The organism is Bacillus sp. FSL M8-0266, assembly GCF_038613425.1.
GTDB classification, from domain to species: Bacteria; Bacillota; Bacilli; order Bacillales; family Bacillaceae; genus Bacillus; species Bacillus pumilus.
Genome location: NZ_CP152015.1, coordinates 932,160 through 951,688, shown reverse-complemented (window position 1 = coordinate 951,688; position 19,529 = coordinate 932,160). Strand labels below are relative to the sequence as shown.

The following is a 19,529-nucleotide window of genomic DNA, read 5'->3' as shown; positions in this document are numbered from 1 at the left end:
GCCTTTATGAATAGAGGCTCCTGTTTATTCTCCTGAAAAATGTTCTTTCACCATCACAGAGAAGAAAGGTAAAAAGGTAATTTCAACTGTTGTGATAAAATCGCCATAAGCTTCTACTATGATTAAAAGCTCTTTCTCGTATTGCTTGTCTTTTTTTATCTCTACATGCTGCACGGTTTTAAAATCATAGATGCCTAAAACCGATCCATCTTTTTTTCGAACAGCTTTTAACGTAAATTCTTGACTTCCAAGGTACATCGTGACAACGAAACGCTCGTCTTGATTCTCAAATCGAAATGTCAAGCTTTGATATTCAATAGGCATCCCTTTCTCGAACCTTTCATCAGGCTCCGTTTCAAAAAAAGAGAGCCAGTCCGTTTCATCTGGGAAGCGTTTTCCTTGCATATGTTTCGATCCCCTTATAAGTGAAATTTTTATTAATTATCCTTTTTCCCCTTTTCTTTTGCAACAAATTTTAGTAATTTTAAAAAGGTGATTTAATTTTGCTAAGAGACCTCTTTATTAATTTAACAATTCTTGTCACTTTTCATTATTTATTTCTGCTTGTGTTTAAAGAGAATTTTCTTAAGAAAGAAGATACCCTGCTCAGACAACTATGCAAAGGCATTCTTTCTGGGTTACTCGGTGTCCTCTTAATGTTCTTCTCTATCAATTCAGGACCAGCCATCGTCGATTTAAGACATATCCCCCTTATTTTAACTGCCTTTTATGGAGGCATCGCCCAAACCATCATTGCAGCCTGTGTTGTAATCATTGGTCGATTATTAATCGAAGCCAACGTCGCTTCTTTCATCAATATTTTCTCCATGATGATCATCGCAACAGCTTCTTTTTTAATTGCTGAGCGCCATATGAATCAAGTTGTGAAAATGCTTTTGTCCATTACGTTAGGTAATGTGATTGCCACAAGCCTGTTTATCATGATCGTGCATGAGACATCATTTGAACTGCATTTTGCTTATTGGATGTTCTCATATATTGCTGGTTTGTTTAACTTTTACGTCATTGAGCATCAAACAAAAGCATATCAGCTATTGAATTTGTATAAATTCCAAGCTCATTATGACTTTTTAACAGGTGTTTTAAATAAACGGAAGTTCGATGAGGTCTTAAATGATGCTTTTTCGATGAAATTTAAGCAGCCTATCCATCAAATGTCCCTTATTTACTTAGACATCGATTACTTCAAATCCATTAATGACCAATATGGACATCATGAGGGAGATTTGGTTTTAAAAGAAATCGGAAAAAGGCTGATCAAAAACACAAGAAGCTCAGATTATATTGGCAGGATCGGCGGTGAGGAATTTGCCGTCCTTCTACCCAATTGTACAGTTGAAAAAACATGGCAGATTGCAGAACGCTTACGGAGAAAAATAGCAGATCAGCCGATTTATTTACAAAATGGCATGTCCATTCATATTACAATATCACTTGGGTGTGCGTATTACTCCACGAGAAGTCGAGACATCAAACAATTACCGATTATAGCTGATCAGGAGCTCTATAAAGCGAAGCAGTCTGGCCGAAATCAAGTGAGCTTCTCAGGGAGAAAAAGAGGCCAATGAATATAGGCTATTTCCTCAATTTGTTAGCGCTAATTATTTTTAAAAAAGTTTTTGGATAACAGTTGTTTTTTCCCGCAAACACTGGTAAAGTAAAGGTAATTATTTTTGTTCGTATCATCTTTAAGAAGAAAGTTTTGAAAGAGTTTTCGTCTTTGAAGTTTGTGTAAGAGCAAGAATAGTGAATTTAAGCGTTAAGATCGCTTTAGGAGGAAATTTCATGTTAGAAGGTAAAGTAAAATGGTTCAACTCTGAAAAAGGTTTCGGATTCATCGAAGTAGAAGGTCAAGACGATGTATTCGTTCACTTCTCTGCTATCCAAGGCGAAGGCTTCAAAACTTTAGAAGAAGGTCAAGCAGTTTCTTTCGAAATCGTTGAAGGTAACCGTGGACCACAAGCTGCTAACGTTAACAAAGCGTAATTTAAGAGCATCTGCTCTTTAGCACTTTATAGAGTGAAGGAAAACCGCCCGGCTTCTGCCGGCGGTTTTTTTGTGCCATATAAAAAGAGAACCTGACAAGAGGTTCTCTTTTTATTTGTCCTTCTGCTTTAGCTTCTGTAAAGCAGAACGATACATATCATCATTCATTTTAGTTTCTGGCTCTTCTTCTTTGACAGGTGGTTTTGGCTGCTTAAACTTTTGAAGCGCCTGTCTATAGAAATCATCACCAGACACTCGTTCATCCGTTTGAGAAGGCGTTGACGCTTCTTCTTCTACTTCAGGCTCTACAGGTCTCGCCGCAACTTCTGACTCGCTGCGGGGCACGTCAGGCTGATTGGGCACATCTTCATTGATCGCTTTCTTCTCGATCGAAGCGTGTCTGACATTGAATGCTACTAATCCGATAATGACTAGAACAGCAGCTACTAACGCTACAATAATCGTCGCCAAAAGAACCCTCTCCTTATCGCTTAAATGACGCAGTGACTGATGCTACACGTCTTCCTAATGCTTTCCCAAGTTCAATGCCTTCTGTCGAAATCACTTCATCAGAATCAATCGGACATGTCACACCTGCTCCATAGTAAGAGCCGTATAAAGCATTTTCTGGCACATTTCCAGGAAGGCCAACAACAAGCATCCCTTGGTGGAACATTGGTGTAATTAAATTATGCATCGTCATTTCTAAACCGCCGTGCGTTGTAGCAGTTGTACAGAAAACGGCACCGACTTTATCGATCAGTTTTCCTTCTGCCCATAAGTAGCCAAGACGGTCAATCCATGTCTTTAACCCAGAACTAATGGTCCCAAAGTGACCAGGGCAGCCCCAAATGATCGCATCCATTTGATCCAGCTTGCGAATATCCGCATCTTTCACATGATCGACGAATACTTCAGCGTGCTCTGTTTCACCTGCACCCGCTGCAATTGCTTCTGCCAGTGCTTTTGTATGGTCACCTTCACTATCGTATACGACATAAATTTTCATGTACGGTCCCTCCATACTTATCTTGCATCTTGGTTTGCTTCCTTAGGTGCTGGAAGCAGTGTCATTTCTTGTTTTTTATGCTGCTGGTCTTTTCGCTTTTTATCCTTACGTACATCACGCAGGAACAAGCTGAGAATGACACCAGCGGCACAGAATAACGTTACCCACATGTAAGCATCATTGATACCCATTACGTTTGAATCAACCTGTGCTTTCGTAAAGAGCTGGGTGGATACATATTTTTGAGCAGCTTCAGCTGTCATGCCCATATGGTGCATCACATTCGACACAGCCGCCTGGAATGAATTCATAAAGAACGGGTCCGCTGTATTTGTTTGATCCGCCATATTGGAATAATGGAATGTTGTCCGATTCGTATAAATCGTTGTGATCAAACTCGTACCGATCGAACCGCTTATTTGTCTTAATGTATTAGACATCGCTGTACCATGGCTGTTTAAGTGCTGTGGTAATTGGTTCATCCCAGCTGTCATCACAGGCATCATAAGGAGTGACATACCGAATGCACGAACTGCATACATGAGCACAATGTGACTATAAGATGTATCAATAGTCAGCCTTGTAAACTCGAATGTAGTGACAACGGTAATGAGCATCCCCACAATCGCAAGCGGACGAGGTCCAAATTTATCAAACAAAATCCCTGAAATCGGGGACATAATCAGCATCGCAAGTGCCCCTGGAAGCATTAATAGCCCGGATTGCAATGCCGTAAACCCAACGAGGTTCTGCAGATAAATCGGAAGTAAGAACATCCCGGTGTATAAGGCAACTGTAATAATAATATTAATGACACTTGATAATGAGAAAATGCTGTATTTAAACACTCGGAAATCAAGCATTGGATTATCAGCTTTCAGCTGTTGGAAAATAAAGAGAATGATCGCAATCGCACCAACAATAATCGTCGATAAGACGATCGGATCTGTCCAGCCATCACTTCCGGCTTCACTCACTCCGTATAGGAGCGAAGCAAAACCAACGATGGAAAGAACCGCACCAAGGCTGTCCAGCTTGATCTTTTTAGGCTCTACAATATTTCTAAACATAAAGAAAGCCGCGATAATGACAATTGCTCCAATTGGAACAAGTCCATAAAACATAATACGCCAAGAATAATGTTCAATAATGTAACCAGATAATGTTGGTCCTACCGCTGGAGCAAACATCATCGCAAGACCGAAAATCCCCATTCCTTTCCCTCTGTTTTCAGGTGGGAAAATAAAAAGGATTGTTGTCATCACGAGCGGCTGCAGGATACCGCCGCCGATTGCCTGAATCAAACGACCAATGAGCATGGTCGAAAAGTTCGGCGCAATCCCGCAAATAAAGGTCCCTAGTGTAAACGAGATCATGGCAACTAGGAATAAGCTGCGCTGTCCAAAGCGTGTGATTAAAAACGCAGATAACGGAATCAGCACACCGTTGACAAGCATATAACCTGTTGTAAGCCACTGAATCGTCGTTGCACTCACATTAAATTCAGTCATTAAATGGGGCATGGCTACGTTCAGAAGTGTTTGGTTCAAAATCGCAACGAACAAGCCGGCCATTAAAATGATCAGTAAAGACAAGGAGCCTGCTCCCTGTTTTGTTGCTGCAGGTTGATTTGCCATCTCAGACAACCTCCTTTCATTTTTTGATATCAATCATCATTAAGATGAAATTTTGACAGAAGCATTCATACCAGGAAGTACTTTGTCTGATGGATTTTTAATTGAAATTTTCACTGCTACTTTTTGTGTCACTTTTGTATAGTTACCACTTGAGTTTGTTGCTGGCAGCATGTTGAATGTTGAGTTTGTCGCATAACCAATTTGTTCAACTGTTCCTTCAAATGTTGTATCAGGATCACCATCTACCACGATGTCGACTTTGTCGCCTTTTTCAATGCTTTTAATATCTGTTTCTTTGATATTTGCTGTGATGTAAAGCTTGCTTAAATCAATCGTTTCACCAAGAACTGTACCAGGCTGCACTTGTTGATTGTTTTGTACTTCTTTTTTGACTAATGTGCCATCAGCTACTGATTTAATGTTTGTTTTTGTTTCTCCTTCAACTTTTGCGACTGTGCTGTCTTTTTGCACTTCGTCACCTTCATTGATATCCCAGCCTTTGATTTGTCCAGCTGCTGGTGCTGTGATTTGATACATGTCACCTGTCACTTTCGCCTCGTCAGTTTTGACAAAATTTGTGCTTTCGTAGTAGTAATAAGCACCTCCGGCAATAATGGCAAGAATTACAATAAGGCCAATAATATTCGTTAGCAATAAACGCCCTCTGTTCATGTTTTGTTTCTCCTTTCATGTATAAAAATATAGTGTCATCTGCTTTAGCAAACTTAGAATGCCCATCATCTGACAGAATATGAAGCAAGCTCATAAAACCGTTATATCTCCTTCATCTTCCCCGCATGAATAATGGTGTGCAGCCCATTTATACTTATTGTTCACTCATGAGCAAAGAGAAGAAAAAGAAGAAAAGACGATCGGCATCTTTTTTGAAAAACTTATATTTAACAAGATTAAATATTAATAAATGAAAATTGAAATGTCAAAGAGAAAGTTTTACTTTTTTTCTGGTGATCTCTTCCTTCTCCATACAAAAAACCCTTCAGCCCTTATGCTGAAAGGTTTTTTCAAATGTGCTATTTACGAAAGAACTTCTTCCTGCTGAAAAAATTTTTTTAGGGCAAGAAAAACGTCTGATTTTTGCTTCAAAATATAATGCTTAAATTTCTCATCCTGTATATGCTTATATGCTGACATTAATGTAGAATGCCGGTTGTATTGATTCACTTCACCATAGCAGAATAAGTTGGCTTTTTTCATAATTTCAGAAACAAGCTTCACGCATCGTGCATTGTCTGAGGTCAAATTGTCTCCATCAGAAAAATGAAAAGGATAAATATTATATCGCGACGGCGGATAACGTTCGTCTATGAGCTCTAGCGCTTTTCGATAGACAGAGGAGCAAATGGTTCCTCCGCTCTCCCCCCGCGAAAAGAAATGCTCTTCATCGACAACCTTCGCCTCCGTATGATGAGCAATAAATTCAATTTCAACCGTTTCATACTTTGTCCGTAAGAAACGTGTCATCCAAAAGAAAAAACTTCTCGCCATATATTTTTCCCAAAGTCCCATACTTCCGCTCGTATCCATCATCGCCAAAACGACGGCTTTCGACTCTGGTTTGGTCACTTCATTCCACGTCTTATATTTGATATCCTCTGGGTAGATTGGATAAAAGGAAGGACTGCCTGTCATTGCATTTCGTTTAAATGCTGACAGCATCGTTCGTTTTTTATGAATATTCCCTGTTAACCCGGTTTTGCGAATATCGTTAAACTCAATTTGCTCGACAATGATGTCGTCAAGCTCCTTTTGTTTAAGGTTTGGCAGCTCTAATTCCCGAAACAGCGCTTCCTCAAGATCCATTAATGAGACCTCAGCTTCGTAATAATCCTCTCCAGCCTGATCTCCTGCGCTCTGTCCCTTTCCTTGCCCTTGCTTACTGTCTGATCCATCACGTGCGACAATATCGCCTACCTCGCTGTCTCCATCGCCTTGACCCACATGCTTATTTTTATCGTAGTTGTACCGAATTTTATATTCATCTAACGAACGAATCGGAATTTTGACAACATCTTTTCCGTTAGACATGATAATGCTTTCTTCTGTGACAAGATCCGGCAAATTGTTTTTAATCGCTTCTTTGACCTTTTTCTGATGACGCTGCTGGTCGTCATAGCCTTTTCGATGGAGGGACCAGTCTTCCTGTGATACAATAAACTGACTTTTTTCTTGCCGGGACATCCATCCCCCTCCTCACCTGTTTGCACAATTCTTCTAACCACCGATTCCTTTATCTTATGCTGCTCGTCACCCAAGTTGACGATCATTTCTAAAAAAGACATTACCGGTGCAGGTGCGCCAATAATGCCTCCTTCATTTATTAACGATTAAGAAGACTGCCTACATATTTTAAAAGTTCATTTGCACTTGTTGAATTATAGCCATGTTCATCAATTAATCTAGCCACTACTTCATTCACTTTCTTCAGCTGCTGTTCATCCGGTGTCTTCGTTGACGTCGTGATTTTCACCACATCTTTTAAATCAGCAAACAGCTTCTTCTGAATTGCCTCACGCAATCTCTCATGAGAATTATAATCAAAGCGTTTGCCCTTTCTCGCATAAGCCGAAATACGAATCAGAATTTCTTCTCTAAATGCCTTTTTTGCATTTTCAGAAATTCCGATCTGCTCTTCAATTGAACGCATAAGCTTTTCATCAGGATTCATTTCTTCACCGGTTAACGGATCACGCAGTTTGTTTTTGTTGCAATATGCCTCGACATTATCTAAGTAATTATCCATGAGCGTTTTCGCAGACTCCTCATAGGAATACACAAATGCCTTTTGTACTTCCTTCTTCGCAATATCGTCGTACTCTTTTCGCGCAACAGAAATAAAATTCAAATAGCGCTCCCGGTCCTCGCTTGAGATAGATGGATGCTGATCGAGTCCTTCTTTTAACGAACGAAGGACATCCAGCGCATTGATCGACTCCATATTCTTCCGGATAATAGTGGAGGAAATGCGGTTAATCACATATCGCGGATCAATCCCGCTCATCCCTTCATCATGAAATTCCTTTTTCATCTCATCAATATCAGCAGATTGGAATCCCTCGACACTTTCTCCGTCATAAAGGCGCATTTTTTTCACCAAATCAATATCAGAACGCTTCGGCTCTTTGAGTCTTGTCAAAATGGAGAACATCGCTGCCACCTTCAGCGTATGCGGGGCAATATGCACATCAGAGACATCACTTTCTGAAATCATTTTATGATAAATGCGTTCCTCCTCTGTCACCTTCAAGTTATAAGGAATCGGCATCACAATAATTCTTGAATGCAAGGCCTCGTTCTTTTTATTTGAAATAAACGACCGGTACTCGGTTTCATTCGTATGAGCGACGATCAATTCATCTGCACTAATCAAGGCAAAACGGCCTGCTTTAAAATTTCCTTCCTGCGTTAATGACAGAAGATGCCATAGAAATTTCTCATCACACTTTAACATCTCCTGAAACTCCATCATCCCTCGGTTTGCTTTATTGAGTTCTCCATCAAAGCGGTAGGCCCTTGGATCTGACTCTGATCCAAATTCAGCAATAGTGGAAAAATCGATGCTTCCTGTTAAATCAGCAATGTCCTGAGATTTTGGATCAGACGGACTAAAGGTACCAATACCGGTCCGTTTATCCTCTGAGAAAAAGATCCGTTCAACCCTTACATCCTCAATTCGTCCACCATATTCCTCTTCCAGCCTCATCATATTCAGAGGGGACAAATTCCCCTGCACACGAATGCCATACTCTCTATAGAAATCCTCACGTAGATTTTGCGGAATAAGATGAAGCGGATCTTCATGCATCGGGCAGCCTTTGATCGCATAGACTGCGCCATGATCTGTCAGTGAATATTCTTCTAGTCCTCTTTTCAGCCTAGTAACAAGCGTAGATTTCCCCCCGCTCACTGGTCCCATCAATAACAAAATACGCTTCCTCACATCGAGCCGCTTGGCAGCAGGGTGAAAATATTCCTCCACTAATCTTTCCAATGATTCCTCTAATCCAAAAAGCTCCTGATCAAAAAATTTGTACGTTCTGACCCCATTCTCCTCTTCAATCCCGCTGTCTTTAATCATATGATAAACGCGAGAATGAGCAGATTGAGCGACAAGTGGATTTTCCTTTATAATGTCTAAATATTCGCCGAATGTGCCTTCCCATTTGAGACGCTGCTCTTCTTCTCTGTGCTGTTCAATTTTCTTTAAAATATCCATATGAACCTCCTCTTTCAAGATTGAAGCAAGTAATCAGATACTGTTTTACAATCTATGCGGAGGCGTCCTATTACATGCTTTCGTTCTTCAAAATGACGAATTGGCAAACTGAATTGACAACCATCCGCAAGACCCTTCATAATAAAGGAAAAACAGGAGAAAAATGATCTTCTTCTCCTGCTTTTCAAGGCGAACTTCACATCATATGAAATAGGCAGCGATAGTAACAAAGGGATAAGGGGGAGCTTATATGAGAACGGTCATTATGATGGGCGTCATCATTACGTTTTTAGTATCCATTTTCACAGCTGGCTACGAAGGCAAGCCTGGTAAATGAAGAAAAGGATGTTCCATAAGCGGAACATCCTTTTTCATTTAATTCGTTGTTTTTAGCACCTACATATTTACTGTCCTTTGATTTTTTTCAATATGTCAAAAAATAGACTAAACAAGTCATATTTTGTTCCTTATCTCATATAAAAAAGCCGAGATAGGCATCCCGGCTTTCATCATGACCTTATATCAGATCTCGATATTGCTGCTGGCGAAGTGCCTCATACACAAGAATTGCTGCCGTATTCGATAGATTCAGAGAACGAACATGTTCTGTCATCGGTAAACGAAGGCAGCGGTCCATATTCCGCTCGATCAAATCTTTCGGCAATCCACTTGTCTCTCTGCCAAAAACGAAGAAGTAATCTTCATCTAACTGAGAGTAATCAAATGTCGTATGCGGCTTTTGACCAAATTTTGTGATATAGAAGAATTGTCCCTTCGGATGTGCCGCAAACAATTCATCAAGTGAATCATGATAGACGACATTGGCATATTTCCAATAATCGAGTCCTGCACGCTTCAGCATTTTATCATCTGTCGAAAAACCAAGCGGACGAATCAGATGAAGGGTTGTATTTGTTGCTGCACATGTACGCGCAATATTTCCAGTATTAGCTGGAATCTCTGGTTGATATAAAACGACATGAAGTCCCAAAAAAGTTCACCTCTAATTTTCTTTTCCGCTCAACATTATACCATTAACTATCCTTCGCGGCATCGTCCAAAATGTGAAAAAACGTATAACGAATAGCAGGAGTATAGGCAGTCGAATCCTCATACGACCAATAACGCATACGGCTGTCATATGTCTGAGCATTCACAAGAGGCATTCCGCCTTTATCGTGATCGACGACAATGGTTGTATGATTATACCTGCCATCTCCCTCAAAATCGTAGCAAATGACATCACCAATTTGAAGCTCCTGTGCTTCTTTGAGTTTCTTTGCTCTTAAACCCGCTTTCGAATTCGCTAAATAATTTTTCATCGAATGAGCCACCGTCCAGCTATAGCTCCACGTGTGCGGCCGCACCCACCAGCCAGATCCGCGGTTCGGATACCCTCTCGTTGGCGCATTCCCTGCCTTCAAGCATTGTGAAATAAAATTCGTGCAGTTATCTTCGAAGTTTTTATAGGCGGGATTTCGTTTATTCCAATATGTCTCCGCATATTGTACGGCTGCCCGCCGGTCATAGTGAAAGGCTCTCCCAAACTGTTCTTCGGTCTGAAAGCGCTCATCCACCTGCTCTTCCATTTGACGTTCTTCAATCATCATTCGATCTTTGACAAGCATGTCGTTGTAAAGGAACGCTTCTCTTTTTTCTACCTGCTCCTCTAAATAAAAAGAATCGTCTACATCCTTGCATACATAAGTGAGATGAGCGAGATACTGCACATGCTGAGTCCCGTCATCCTGAATCGTTGAATCAAGAAGTGTTGCTTTCGCCTTCGCCTTGACAATCTCCACCTGTCTTCTAGCAAAAAGCTCTTTTTTCCGTTCGACTGCTTCCACATCAGACATGAGCTGCGGCTGTTTGATTGCACTCCCATTTAATAAATAACCAAGCCTGTCTTCTAATGTTTGCTCTAATAATTGTTTCACACAGACACCACCAAACTTTTTTAAAATCTCTGTTTGGTTCATTCTATGTTCACAGGGACGTTATTTAGTATTTAAAGGTGTCTGTAAAAACTCAATCCCTTTGACAATTTCCTGTTTCGCTTCCTCATCGCTTTCCCGCTCAAGGGCTTTTTCCAGCTCTGGGAGCAGCTCCTCATCGCCAATTTTCCCTATTGCCCAAGCAGCCGTGCCCCGAATAACAGGTCTTGGATCCTTGTGCATCAATTCAATCAACACGGGTAAGGCAGATGTATCTTTAAAGTGAGCAAGTGCCAAAATCGCGTTTCGCTGAATCGGCTTTTTCCCCCGCCATGAACCTGAAACATGACCGTATTTTTCCTTAAACTCACGATTACTGATCGTAAGAAGCGGCTTTAAGAGTGGCTTCGCAATTTCAGGGTCCGGCTCCATTTCATGATGAAGGTGAAAGTCCTTCCCTTTATTGATCGGGCAGACAATTTGGCACGTATCACACCCGTACAATCGATTTCCTATTTTCGAACGAAATTCGTCAGGCAAAAATCCTTTTGTTTGCGTTAAAAAGGAAATACACCGTTGAGAATTCAGCTGTCCTGGATTCACAAGTGCACCAGTTGGACACGAATCTACGCATTTATTACACGTTCCGCACTGGTCTTCAATTTTTTCATCCGGTTCAAATGGGACATTTGTGATCATTTCAGCCAAATACACGTAAGACCCAAACTCTGGCGTGATAATCATACAGTTCTTCGCACTAAAACCTATGCCAGCGCGTTCCGCTACTGCACGATCAGATAGTTCCCCTGTGTCCACCATTGATTTTGTCCGTATATCGACATGTTTACTCCGCAAGAATTCTTCGAGCATATCAAGCTTTTTTTTCAGCACAACATGATAATCTGTTCCCCAAGAAGCACGGCAAAAAATCCCTCTTCTTGCATCCTTTGTACTTCGAGGAGCATCTTTCATTTTGGAAGGATACGCGAGCGCTATCGCAACAATTGATTTGGCCTTCGGAAGCAGCAAAGAAGGGTTTGTTCGCTTCTCTATATCAGGCTCTTCAAAGCCTGACAAATACCCTAACGATTCATGTAAGATGAGGCGGTCTTTTAATGAATCAAATGTATCAGCACTTGCAAATCGGATTTTATCGACACCAATTTCTTTCGCATATTGAATCAATTCTTCTTTTAATTCTCCAACATGAATCACCTTGCAAACCTCCTTTCTTTGTTTCTTCTGTTGTTTTCAGTATAATACGAGTGTATCATGACCGATTGGAGTGAGTCACTGTGAAGATACATATGGAAATTTCTCATCCTGACAACCCGTCTATCCATGTTGGACAGATTGAATATTCGCATATTGAAGTTGGCACATCCCCTCAAATGTTAAAAGGCCGGCTCCGCCTGTTTCAAGAATCTTTATTTTTTGAATACGAAGATAAAGTATTAGAAGAAGTACCAGCAATCAAAGAATGGACGGACCTTTTAAAAGACGTTCCTTTCCTGCCAATTCTTGCTGATATCCAAAAGGAACGATTTATTGACTCGACCAATTCCGTACAGGATTTGTCGATCTTTTTCTCTTTAAAATATTTCTTGCCTATCTTAACATTCGATGCTGATCATATAGAAGAGCCGCTTTCACTAGCAAAACATGAGAGTGGTCACATTGAATGGCAGGACAACGCAGGACTTAAAGGATTATTTTCTCAACCAAGTAAAGCACACATTTCTCAAGACACAAAAAACATTTTGCAAATCATCCTGTTTCCGCCATCTATTTCCCGGGAAAAGAGTGAAGCTCTCATCCAATCCTTGACGAAGATGTTTGTACAAATACATGGTGGAGAAAGTAAATATGAACTTATTGAAAAAGCACTGTAGCTTGACAGTGCTTTTTCACATTATACTGACATAATAAAAAACGCAACACTTCGTTTATCTAAGAAACGAAATACTGCGTTATAAACAAAATTATGTATTGGAGCGGGTGATGAGAATCGAACTCACGACATCAGCTTGGAAGGCTGAGGTTTTACCACTAAACTACACCCGCATCAATAAGCAACGTCATCGCGTTGACTTTTATTATGTTACAACTTTCTTAACAATTCGTCAAGAGAATATGAAGATTTTTCGTCAAAAAACTTCATATTCTCCGTATATATTACGATAGTTATTTATCGAGCTGGATATAAAATAAGTAGGCATGTGACTTATTCTTCAGCGCTTGCTTTGGATTCTTCTCAATCTCTTCAAGCATCGGTGAATTTCCGTCTTTCCCCATTGCCGCTGTATACGCAATCAGTGCCTTTCCTCCAGAAGAGACTTTGACAGTTTCAGATTGTGCAGAAAAAACATAGTCACTTACTTTGAACGGAAAGCTTGCTGTCGCTTTTGTCATTCCCTCGTTCTTGTTGTCTGACCACATACTAAATTGTGATTCATATGTATCTTTCTCATGTTTTAATTGTAAGAGCACATTCATCGTTTGGTCTGTGCCATCCTGATGTAAAGTAAAGGTGGCAGATGATGCTTCCTTATTAGCTAATCGGCCATTTTTGTAATGACTCCCGATAAACGTAATACTCTTATCCTTCTTCGTTAATCCTTTTAATGTCAAAGCCACCATTTCATTAGTGGTTGATGCTTCTAGTAAGCTCTTTTCTTTTTTTGTCAGTTTCATTTGTTCGATGGTTACTTGCTTCTTAGTAGCAGGCTCCGTATTTATTGTTGATACCGTCTTCTCGGTTTGCGTGGTTTCTTCAGCCTTCTCACCGCATCCTGCTAATAGAAAAACAGTGAATATAAGAACACTCCATTTTTTTAACATTGAGATCCCCTTTGATGTTTTTTATTTTCTATTATACTAAAATTTGGTTTAATATACAAAAAAAGATTAGGAGAAATCTCCTAATCTTTCGCTTTTTTCTGCTTCATGGCTGATAAGATAGCCACAATGAGAAAACTCGCGGCAAAAATCACAATCATATAAATAAAAAAGTTTGGCTTGATTTGAAAAGTAAATGCGGATGAACCTTCCATCTCAAAAGCGAGACTGTTAAATAATAAAGCATCATTCGTTTTTGATTGAAATAAATGATAGAACAATACACCGATTGTCAGCATCGGAAAGCCTAAAAACCCCAGAAAACCACCAACAATAGCACCTTGTTTCATCGCCTGTACGTTCATGATCGTTGTCCTCCCATTCCCCCAAGCAATAGCTGCTTCATAATGGATTTACCATCCCCCATAAACGGAAGAAGATAGAGTAATTGAATAAAATATGTGATTGAAAAAATAAAGAATCCGGTCGAGATTGGATTTTCTTTTAGACATAATACGGTCACAATGATCCCTGCTGCTCCGATCACACCTGGGACAAGCGGCCCAAGCAGCGTAATCCATACCTGCTTCTTCTGAAACGGATCTAATACTGGTCTTACAAATTTCACAGACATCATATCACTCGCAAAAAAGCCTTGTGGACCATCCCTTCCCGCAAATTTTCGATGCGCATAGCCGTGTGCTGCCTCATGTAATGCGGTCCCCGTAATTAATCCAAAATATATAATTGTAAAATAAATCGCAATGGCTGCAATCGACCGGTCAGGAATGAATAAAAAAGCGATCCCTGCCATGACCATAAAAAGCATCCAGAAAAAGATGATTTTACGCGTCACCATGAGTAATGCTGTCCCAAAAATATGAAAGAACGAGTGACCAGTGCAATCAAATCGTTCCTTCATTTTCACTTGATACTGTTTGAAAAATTGACAGCAGGCTGTCACAATTCGATATGGTGATTGATAATGAATAGACAGTAAGTGGTGCTGATTCAACCCCATCATCAGTTGATAAAAGTCACGAGAAATCACAGACTCATCGACCTGAAACAAATCGGCGAGCTCTGCGGTAATACTCGCTTCTGTCCTTTTGCCATCTACTTTCGTTAACATATGATAGGCACTTTCATTAATCGGGAGTGTGCTTCCATACTGCGTATCCGTGAGATGTCTCTTTTGTAAGGTCACATACGGCGCGAGTGCCGGTACCCGCTCAATCTTTAGCTTATTGTTAAGAAGTTGAATCATGTGAATACCTCCATGAAAAACCTTTGTATATGGCAAAGATGAGCAGACCTTCAAATGCAGCTACAAGCAGCCACTGAAGCGTTTGACTCGACTCCCCTATGACATAGTTTCCAATAAAAACAATCGGAATCATGAGTAAAATAAGTGCTCCAAATGAAAAAATGCCTGTGTAGGGATTGTTCCGATCAAGCGGAAGTAAAATACCTACCACATAAAAGAGCGCAGTGGCATTGCATAAGACAGCGGCCCCAATCAATACGTTCCAAACCTGATCAGGAAGCGTCAACGTTGTCAGCATGAAGATTGCTATTTGCAGTACACCAACAAGCAAAAGCCCGATAAACTTATACAGAGCCACTTCCCACGATCTTAGGCCAAATGTTTTGTACATCCCCAGCATTCGTTTATCATTGCCAAATGAATTGAAGGCAGTTAATCCAGCAAGAGCGCAGAGAACAAAAAACGCTTCTTCTTCAAAGCGGAACCCAAACTGATAACGGACGAATAAGATCACAATGAGGAGTATGAGAAAGTTTAAAATGTTTTCTTCATTTCGCACCTGTGATTTCATTTCCTTTACAATAAGTGACCATTTTTTTGAAGAAGAGAACGGCAGTTTATTTAAAAAGGTTAACGCTTTTTTCTCTGCCATAATCGGCATCATCGCAAGAGAAAGAAATGCGCCGCCCGCCGATAAAAGGATGACTAGGATCAAAATTGCATAGTTTATCCCTTCAGGAGACATTCCTTGAGCCGCTAAGAAAAACGGTGCTGTAAAATACATCAAATGATAATCAAACTGTATATATGATTGCTGAATTTGATTGATATCAAAATGCGTCATTCCATACGCTACAACCAGTGCTAATAAAACAAAGATCGCTGCAAATTTTTGCAACGGTAATTTTAATTTCAGAACGATCAAATAGGTAATATTATAAATGAGTTGCAAAAGCATTAAGACAAAAAGCGATTGCAAAATCACCATCAAAAAGAACGTAAAGATAAAGAAAATACCTATTCCCTGGGCAATAAAATTAGGTAACAGCAGAATACCGATAAAAAATAAAACAAGCCCTGCCACCACTGTCACCATCGGAATAAAGTATCCGAGGCTTTTCTGAAAGGTAGAAAGCGGGAACCAACTGAGCTGCATAGAAAAACGGTCTTGCTCAGGCGTCCTGACTTTGATCAAAATGAATAACAGGCTTGTAAAGATGGATGCATTGATCGCCATTGACACAACGAGTAATCCAAGTGAACGTTCATCGCCATTTAAGAATGCCTTCATAAAGACACCCGTAAAACTGTATCCGATGATGGCGCCCATTGTCACTGCAAACAAAAAGAATAAGATCACAATGATCCGCTTCGTCTGAGTATCAAAGAGCTTATACATCTCCTGCTGCCACATTTTAAGCATCATTCTAGAAATGATTAATGATTTCATCAAAATGTGCACCCCTATCACTTAACATTGAAGCTTTCAGAAACACCTGTTCCAATGTGCTTGATTGATACTTCTCCTTTAAGGCTGAGACCGTTCCTTCATCCATTTTAATTCCCTTAGAAATAATGGCGATTTTATGGCACAGCTCTTCCGCTGAAAGCATATCATGCGTTGAAAGCATGATCGCACCATGGTGCTCGGTATAACGTTTCATCAGTTTCTTTGTGTTTATAACCGCTTCAATATCAAGTCCTCTAAAGGGCTCATCCATGATCACCAATTGACTATCAAGCATAAAGGCGGCAATCAGCTGTGTCTTTTTTTTCATACCATGTGAATAGGTTTCAATCGGTCTTGATAAAGCCGAGTCCATATCAAACAGTTCAATTAGTTGATTTCTTCTGTGAATTGTTTTACATTCATACATAGAAGAAACAAAATCTAAATATTCAGCACCAGTCAATGCTTCAGGGAGTAGCAGATCATCTGGAACATAGGCTACTTGTTTTTTAAAGGATGGTTCGTCATTTGTGACGTCCTGCAAGAGAATCGTTCCTTCTGTATGCTTAATGATACCGAGTATACAGTTAATCATCGTTGTTTTACCGGAACCATTCGGTCCAGCAACAGCAACGATTTGATGAGGGTCGATTTTTAAATGAAAATCTTTGACAGCAGTCACGTTATTTTTATACGTCTTGGTTAATTTCTCGATCGTAAACATATAACCTCCAAGTGTCTGCATATTCTTTAAAAACAGATCAGGCTAAACCGCCCGCCACAGACGGTTTAGCCCTGGTGTCATTTCATAGAAGTAAAAAGATGAATCCTAAGTATAGCTACTTACATTCAATTTGGACTTTTAAGCCACTTTCCCACTGAACGGCTCCTGTAAAGCTACCCTTGCCGTTTGCTAAACACCAAACTGCTGCTCCTAGAACAACTGTTGCTCCCAATCCAAGAAGGACAGCAACAAATACTAAGAACCAAGCTTGGTCCATAATAGCAGGTTCCATAGTGGAATAGTCAACTTGCGGCGCTGCATAAGTCATACTTTTCACCTCCCAGCTTATGATGATCGTATCATAGGCTTCACTCTCCAAACATCAACAGAAGATCCCATTTTTGACCGAACATACTTTCGGACAAAATGTGACTTTTTATTCAATTCTTCACTTTTAAGTGTAGGACCCCTATCTTATTATCTAGTTTTTTGCAATCCATAAGAACCACAAAACCCATATAATGTCAATTAAACCAGCTTTTTTCTTCTTTTTTTGAAATAGTCCTTATTTATCAATCCCTTTATATATTCTTTCTTTTTTGTGAAATAGAAAGAATTCCCCCGATATATCAGATAAAAAAGTCCTAATTATATGTCGTTATCACACCATTTATGAAATATTTACTGATAATTTCGACAAAAGAGTGAGCATATTTTCCTTCTTCTCTTGTCACTTAAAATATGTATATACAAGAAAGCCCCTTGGGAAAAAAGCCCTTTCCTTTCTTGAGTCACATCCAACATATGACTCGCTTCTTTCTATGGAAGAGCAACTTACTGCATAGGCATTCCTATGATTTCACTAGCTGGCAATGATTTATTACTTTCAAAAAAACTGATCCGCACTCTCTAATGAAACAATCCCTCTTTACATCAACATGTCCACACCTTTCCTCATTGAAATAAAAAAAGTCCATCAACTTTATTTATTATTTTTCAGATTTATCTAAAAAATGATTGACCAGACACGAAACAACATTTATAGTCTTATTAAATATTTCTTATCAAACTAGTTGGTTTTATTTAGTAAAAGGAGGATACACACATGTCAGAAGAACGTCCATTCCGTTTAGAAACAAAAGCCATTCACGCAGGTCAGGAGCTTGATTCAGCTACCTATTCAAGAGCCGTTCCTATTTACCAAACAAGCTCTTTCGGTTTTAGAGATAGCGAGCATGCGGCGAATTTATTCGGACTGCAGGAACCCGGAAATATTTATTCTCGCATTATGAACCCTACAAATGATGTCTTTGAAAAACGGATCGCTGAGCTTGAGGGCGGCATTGGTGCACTTGCTGTCTCTTCTGGACAAGCAGCGACCACTTATTCTATTTTAAACATTGCAGGAGCTGGTGACGAAATTGTCTCCTCCAGCAGCCTTTATGGAGGCACATACAATTTATTTGCCCATACACTCAAAAAACTCGGCATTACAGTGAAATTTGTTGATTCGTCCAATTTAGAAGAACTCGAAGCCGCAATTACAGACAAAACGAAGGCAGTATATGCAGAGAGCATTGGGAATCCTAAAGGCGACATTCTACATATTGAAGCCATCTCAGCCATTGCACACAAGCACCATATTCCGCTTATTGTGGACAATACGCTCGCAAGTCCCTATTTATTGAGACCGATCGAATTTGGTGCAGACATTGTCGTCCATTCCGCTACGAAATTCATTGGCGGTCATGGTACATCAATTGGCGGTGTCATTGTCGATAGCGGCAAGTTTCCTTGGGCCGACAGTGATAAGTTCAAAGGGCTGACTGAACCAGATCCAAGTTATCACGGTCTGACGTATACTGAAGCAATTGGAGAAGCGGCTTATATCACAAAAGCACGTGTGCAGCTCTTACGGGATTTAGGAGCAGCCTTGTCACCTTTCAACTCATTTTTACTTCTGCAAGGCCTAGAAACTTTGCATCTGCGTCTCGAGCGGCATAGTGAAAATGCATTAAAAACAGCGCAGTTCTTACAAGATCACCCTCTTGTAGATTGGGTAAGCTACCCAGGTCTTGAAAGCCATGAATCTCATGAGCTTGCTCAAACCTATTTGCCAAAAGGACAAGGCGCCATTCTCACATTTGGTATTAAAGGTGGACGAGAAGCTGGTAAAAAGCTCATTGATTCTGTTAAGCTGTTCTCACACCTTGCAAATGTGGGCGATTCTAAATCACTGATTATTCACCCTGCCAGCACAACGCATCAGCAATTAAGTGAAGCAGAACAAAAAGCGACAGGCGTCACACCAGAGCTCATTCGTTTATCTGTTGGAACAGAAGCGATTGAAGACATTATTGCAGATCTTGAACAGGCGATCACAAAAAGCCAGGCTGAATGAAAATAAAAAAAGCACACCTCTGTGTGCT

The 19,529-nt window shown here is 40.1% G+C and carries 20 protein-coding genes and 1 tRNA gene; 4 read left to right on the top strand and 17 right to left on the bottom strand.

Annotated features, from left to right (window positions below):
* Positions 1-24 precede the first annotated feature (24 nt).
* Positions 25-405, bottom strand: coding sequence for a hypothetical protein (locus tag MKY83_RS04605; RefSeq protein WP_106067151.1), 381 nt, complete (start codon positions 403-405; stop codon positions 25-27).
* Positions 406-503: 98 nt separating this feature from the next.
* On the opposite strand from MKY83_RS04605, the gene MKY83_RS04600 reads away from it, so the two are divergent.
* Both MKY83_RS04600 and cspB read left to right on the top strand, forming a co-directional pair.
* Entirely contained in the window at positions 504-1,589 is a 1,086-nt protein-coding gene (locus MKY83_RS04600) for a diguanylate cyclase (protein ID WP_106067150.1), read from the top strand.
* A 217-nt stretch (positions 1,590-1,806) separates the two neighbouring features.
* Positions 1,807-2,007 carry a cold shock-like protein CspB gene (gene cspB, locus MKY83_RS04595; protein ID WP_003212277.1) on the top strand — a complete coding sequence of 67 codons (201 nt, stop codon included), beginning with the start codon at positions 1,807-1,809 and terminating at the stop codon, positions 2,005-2,007.
* Between the two features lie 111 nt (positions 2,008-2,118).
* Here the strand turns inward: cspB and MKY83_RS04590 are convergent, their stop codons facing one another.
* The 9 genes from MKY83_RS04590 to queG all read right to left on the bottom strand — a co-directional run bounded on the left by MKY83_RS04590 (position 2,119) and on the right by queG (position 12,033).
* Positions 2,119-2,478 carry a hypothetical protein gene (locus MKY83_RS04590; protein ID WP_342488209.1) on the bottom strand — a complete coding sequence of 120 codons (360 nt, stop codon included), beginning with the start codon at positions 2,476-2,478 and terminating at the stop codon, positions 2,119-2,121.
* A gap of 13 nt (positions 2,479-2,491) precedes the next feature.
* Positions 2,492-3,016 (bottom strand): flavodoxin family protein, encoded by a 525-nt coding sequence (locus MKY83_RS04585; protein ID WP_044141622.1) that lies wholly within the window; start codon positions 3,014-3,016, stop codon positions 2,492-2,494.
* A gap of 17 nt (positions 3,017-3,033) precedes the next feature.
* The gene (locus MKY83_RS04580; RefSeq protein WP_065098964.1) at positions 3,034-4,653 is read right to left on the bottom strand and encodes a DHA2 family efflux MFS transporter permease subunit; all 1,620 of its coding nucleotides are present in this window, start codon (positions 4,651-4,653) and stop codon (positions 3,034-3,036) included.
* A 39-nt stretch (positions 4,654-4,692) separates the two neighbouring features.
* The gene (locus tag MKY83_RS04575) at positions 4,693-5,325 is read right to left on the bottom strand and encodes an HlyD family efflux transporter periplasmic adaptor subunit (RefSeq protein WP_034663794.1); all 633 of its coding nucleotides are present in this window, start codon (positions 5,323-5,325) and stop codon (positions 4,693-4,695) included.
* Positions 5,326-5,688: 363 nt separating this feature from the next.
* On the bottom strand, positions 5,689-6,852 hold the full coding sequence (gene yhbH, locus MKY83_RS04570; protein WP_044141624.1) for a sporulation protein YhbH: 1,164 nt from the start codon (positions 6,850-6,852) through the stop codon (positions 5,689-5,691).
* Positions 6,853-6,991: 139 nt separating this feature from the next.
* A complete protein-coding gene (locus MKY83_RS04565) occupies positions 6,992-8,887 on the bottom strand; it encodes a PrkA family serine protein kinase (RefSeq protein ID WP_003211752.1) in 1,896 nt (631 codons plus the stop codon).
* Between the two features lie 517 nt (positions 8,888-9,404).
* Positions 9,405-9,878: a tRNA (uridine(34)/cytosine(34)/5-carboxymethylaminomethyluridine(34)-2'-O)-methyltransferase TrmL gene (trmL, locus tag MKY83_RS04560; protein WP_065097756.1), complete on the bottom strand. Its 474-nt coding sequence runs from the start codon at positions 9,876-9,878 to the stop codon at positions 9,405-9,407.
* A gap of 43 nt (positions 9,879-9,921) precedes the next feature.
* Entirely contained in the window at positions 9,922-10,824 is a 903-nt protein-coding gene (locus tag MKY83_RS04555) for an amidase domain-containing protein (protein ID WP_126741985.1), read from the bottom strand.
* A 60-nt stretch (positions 10,825-10,884) separates the two neighbouring features.
* Positions 10,885-12,033, bottom strand: a complete 1,149-nt coding sequence (queG, locus tag MKY83_RS04550; protein ID WP_342488647.1) for a tRNA epoxyqueuosine(34) reductase QueG — start codon at positions 12,031-12,033, stop codon at positions 10,885-10,887.
* Between the two features lie 83 nt (positions 12,034-12,116).
* Here queG and MKY83_RS04545 point away from each other — a divergent pair, with 83 nt between their 5' ends.
* Positions 12,117-12,713, top strand: coding sequence for a hypothetical protein (locus MKY83_RS04545; protein WP_223252903.1), 597 nt, complete (start codon positions 12,117-12,119; stop codon positions 12,711-12,713).
* Positions 12,714-12,811: 98 nt separating this feature from the next.
* On the opposite strand, the gene MKY83_RS04540 is transcribed toward MKY83_RS04545, so the two are convergent.
* From MKY83_RS04540 to MKY83_RS04510, 7 genes are all read right to left on the bottom strand, one after another.
* Positions 12,812-12,885: transfer RNA gene (locus MKY83_RS04540), tRNA-Gly, on the bottom strand.
* A 120-nt stretch (positions 12,886-13,005) separates the two neighbouring features.
* Entirely contained in the window at positions 13,006-13,662 is a 657-nt protein-coding gene (locus MKY83_RS04535) for a hypothetical protein (RefSeq protein ID WP_065097754.1), read from the bottom strand.
* A gap of 80 nt (positions 13,663-13,742) precedes the next feature.
* Entirely contained in the window at positions 13,743-14,024 is a 282-nt protein-coding gene (locus tag MKY83_RS04530; protein WP_044141628.1) for a hypothetical protein, read from the bottom strand.
* Positions 14,021-14,926, bottom strand: coding sequence for a PqqD family protein (locus MKY83_RS04525; protein ID WP_044141629.1), 906 nt, complete (start codon positions 14,924-14,926; stop codon positions 14,021-14,023). The genes MKY83_RS04530 and MKY83_RS04525 overlap by 4 nt, the downstream gene beginning before the upstream one ends.
* Entirely contained in the window at positions 14,910-16,376 is a 1,467-nt protein-coding gene (locus MKY83_RS04520; protein WP_106067742.1) for a hypothetical protein, read from the bottom strand. The genes MKY83_RS04525 and MKY83_RS04520 overlap by 17 nt, the downstream gene beginning before the upstream one ends.
* Positions 16,354-17,100 carry an ABC transporter ATP-binding protein gene (locus tag MKY83_RS04515; protein ID WP_185108691.1) on the bottom strand — a complete coding sequence of 249 codons (747 nt, stop codon included), beginning with the start codon at positions 17,098-17,100 and terminating at the stop codon, positions 16,354-16,356. The genes MKY83_RS04520 and MKY83_RS04515 overlap by 23 nt, the downstream gene beginning before the upstream one ends.
* 115 nt (positions 17,101-17,215) lie before the next feature.
* Positions 17,216-17,428 carry a hypothetical protein gene (locus MKY83_RS04510; protein WP_003211695.1) on the bottom strand — a complete coding sequence of 71 codons (213 nt, stop codon included), beginning with the start codon at positions 17,426-17,428 and terminating at the stop codon, positions 17,216-17,218.
* A gap of 777 nt (positions 17,429-18,205) precedes the next feature.
* On the opposite strand from MKY83_RS04510, the gene MKY83_RS04505 reads away from it, so the two are divergent.
* Complete coding sequence (locus tag MKY83_RS04505) at positions 18,206-19,501, top strand: homocysteine synthase (protein ID WP_065097752.1); 1,296 nt, start codon at positions 18,206-18,208, stop codon at positions 19,499-19,501.
* Positions 19,502-19,529: the final 28 nt, after the last annotated feature.

Coding starts and splice junctions, on each gene's coding strand:
- MKY83_RS04510 (WP_003211695.1), bottom strand. CDS start 17,428: ATGACTTATGCAGCGCCGCAAGTTGACTATTCCACTATGGAACCTGCT.
- MKY83_RS04535 (WP_065097754.1), bottom strand. CDS start 13,662: ATGTTAAAAAAATGGAGTGTTCTTATATTCACTGTTTTTCTATTAGCA.
- cspB (WP_003212277.1), top strand. CDS start 1,807: ATGTTAGAAGGTAAAGTAAAATGGTTCAACTCTGAAAAAGGTTTCGGA.
- MKY83_RS04585 (WP_044141622.1), bottom strand. CDS start 3,016: ATGAAAATTTATGTCGTATACGATAGTGAAGGTGACCATACAAAAGCA.
- MKY83_RS04515 (WP_185108691.1), bottom strand. CDS start 17,100: ATGTTTACGATCGAGAAATTAACCAAGACGTATAAAAATAACGTGACT.
- MKY83_RS04520 (WP_106067742.1), bottom strand. CDS start 16,376: ATGAAATCATTAATCATTTCTAGAATGATGCTTAAAATGTGGCAGCAG.
- MKY83_RS04575 (WP_034663794.1), bottom strand. CDS start 5,325: ATGAACAGAGGGCGTTTATTGCTAACGAATATTATTGGCCTTATTGTA.
- MKY83_RS04565 (WP_003211752.1), bottom strand. CDS start 8,887: ATGGATATTTTAAAGAAAATTGAACAGCACAGAGAAGAAGAGCAGCGT.
- MKY83_RS04580 (WP_065098964.1), bottom strand. CDS start 4,653: ATGGCAAATCAACCTGCAGCAACAAAACAGGGAGCAGGCTCCTTGTCT.
- MKY83_RS04505 (WP_065097752.1), top strand. CDS start 18,206: ATGTCAGAAGAACGTCCATTCCGTTTAGAAACAAAAGCCATTCACGCA.
- MKY83_RS04525 (WP_044141629.1), bottom strand. CDS start 14,926: ATGATTCAACTTCTTAACAATAAGCTAAAGATTGAGCGGGTACCGGCA.
- MKY83_RS04530 (WP_044141628.1), bottom strand. CDS start 14,024: ATGAACGTACAGGCGATGAAACAAGGTGCTATTGTTGGTGGTTTTCTG.
- MKY83_RS04605 (WP_106067151.1), bottom strand. CDS start 405: ATGCAAGGAAAACGCTTCCCAGATGAAACGGACTGGCTCTCTTTTTTT.
- yhbH (WP_044141624.1), bottom strand. CDS start 6,852: ATGTCCCGGCAAGAAAAAAGTCAGTTTATTGTATCACAGGAAGACTGG.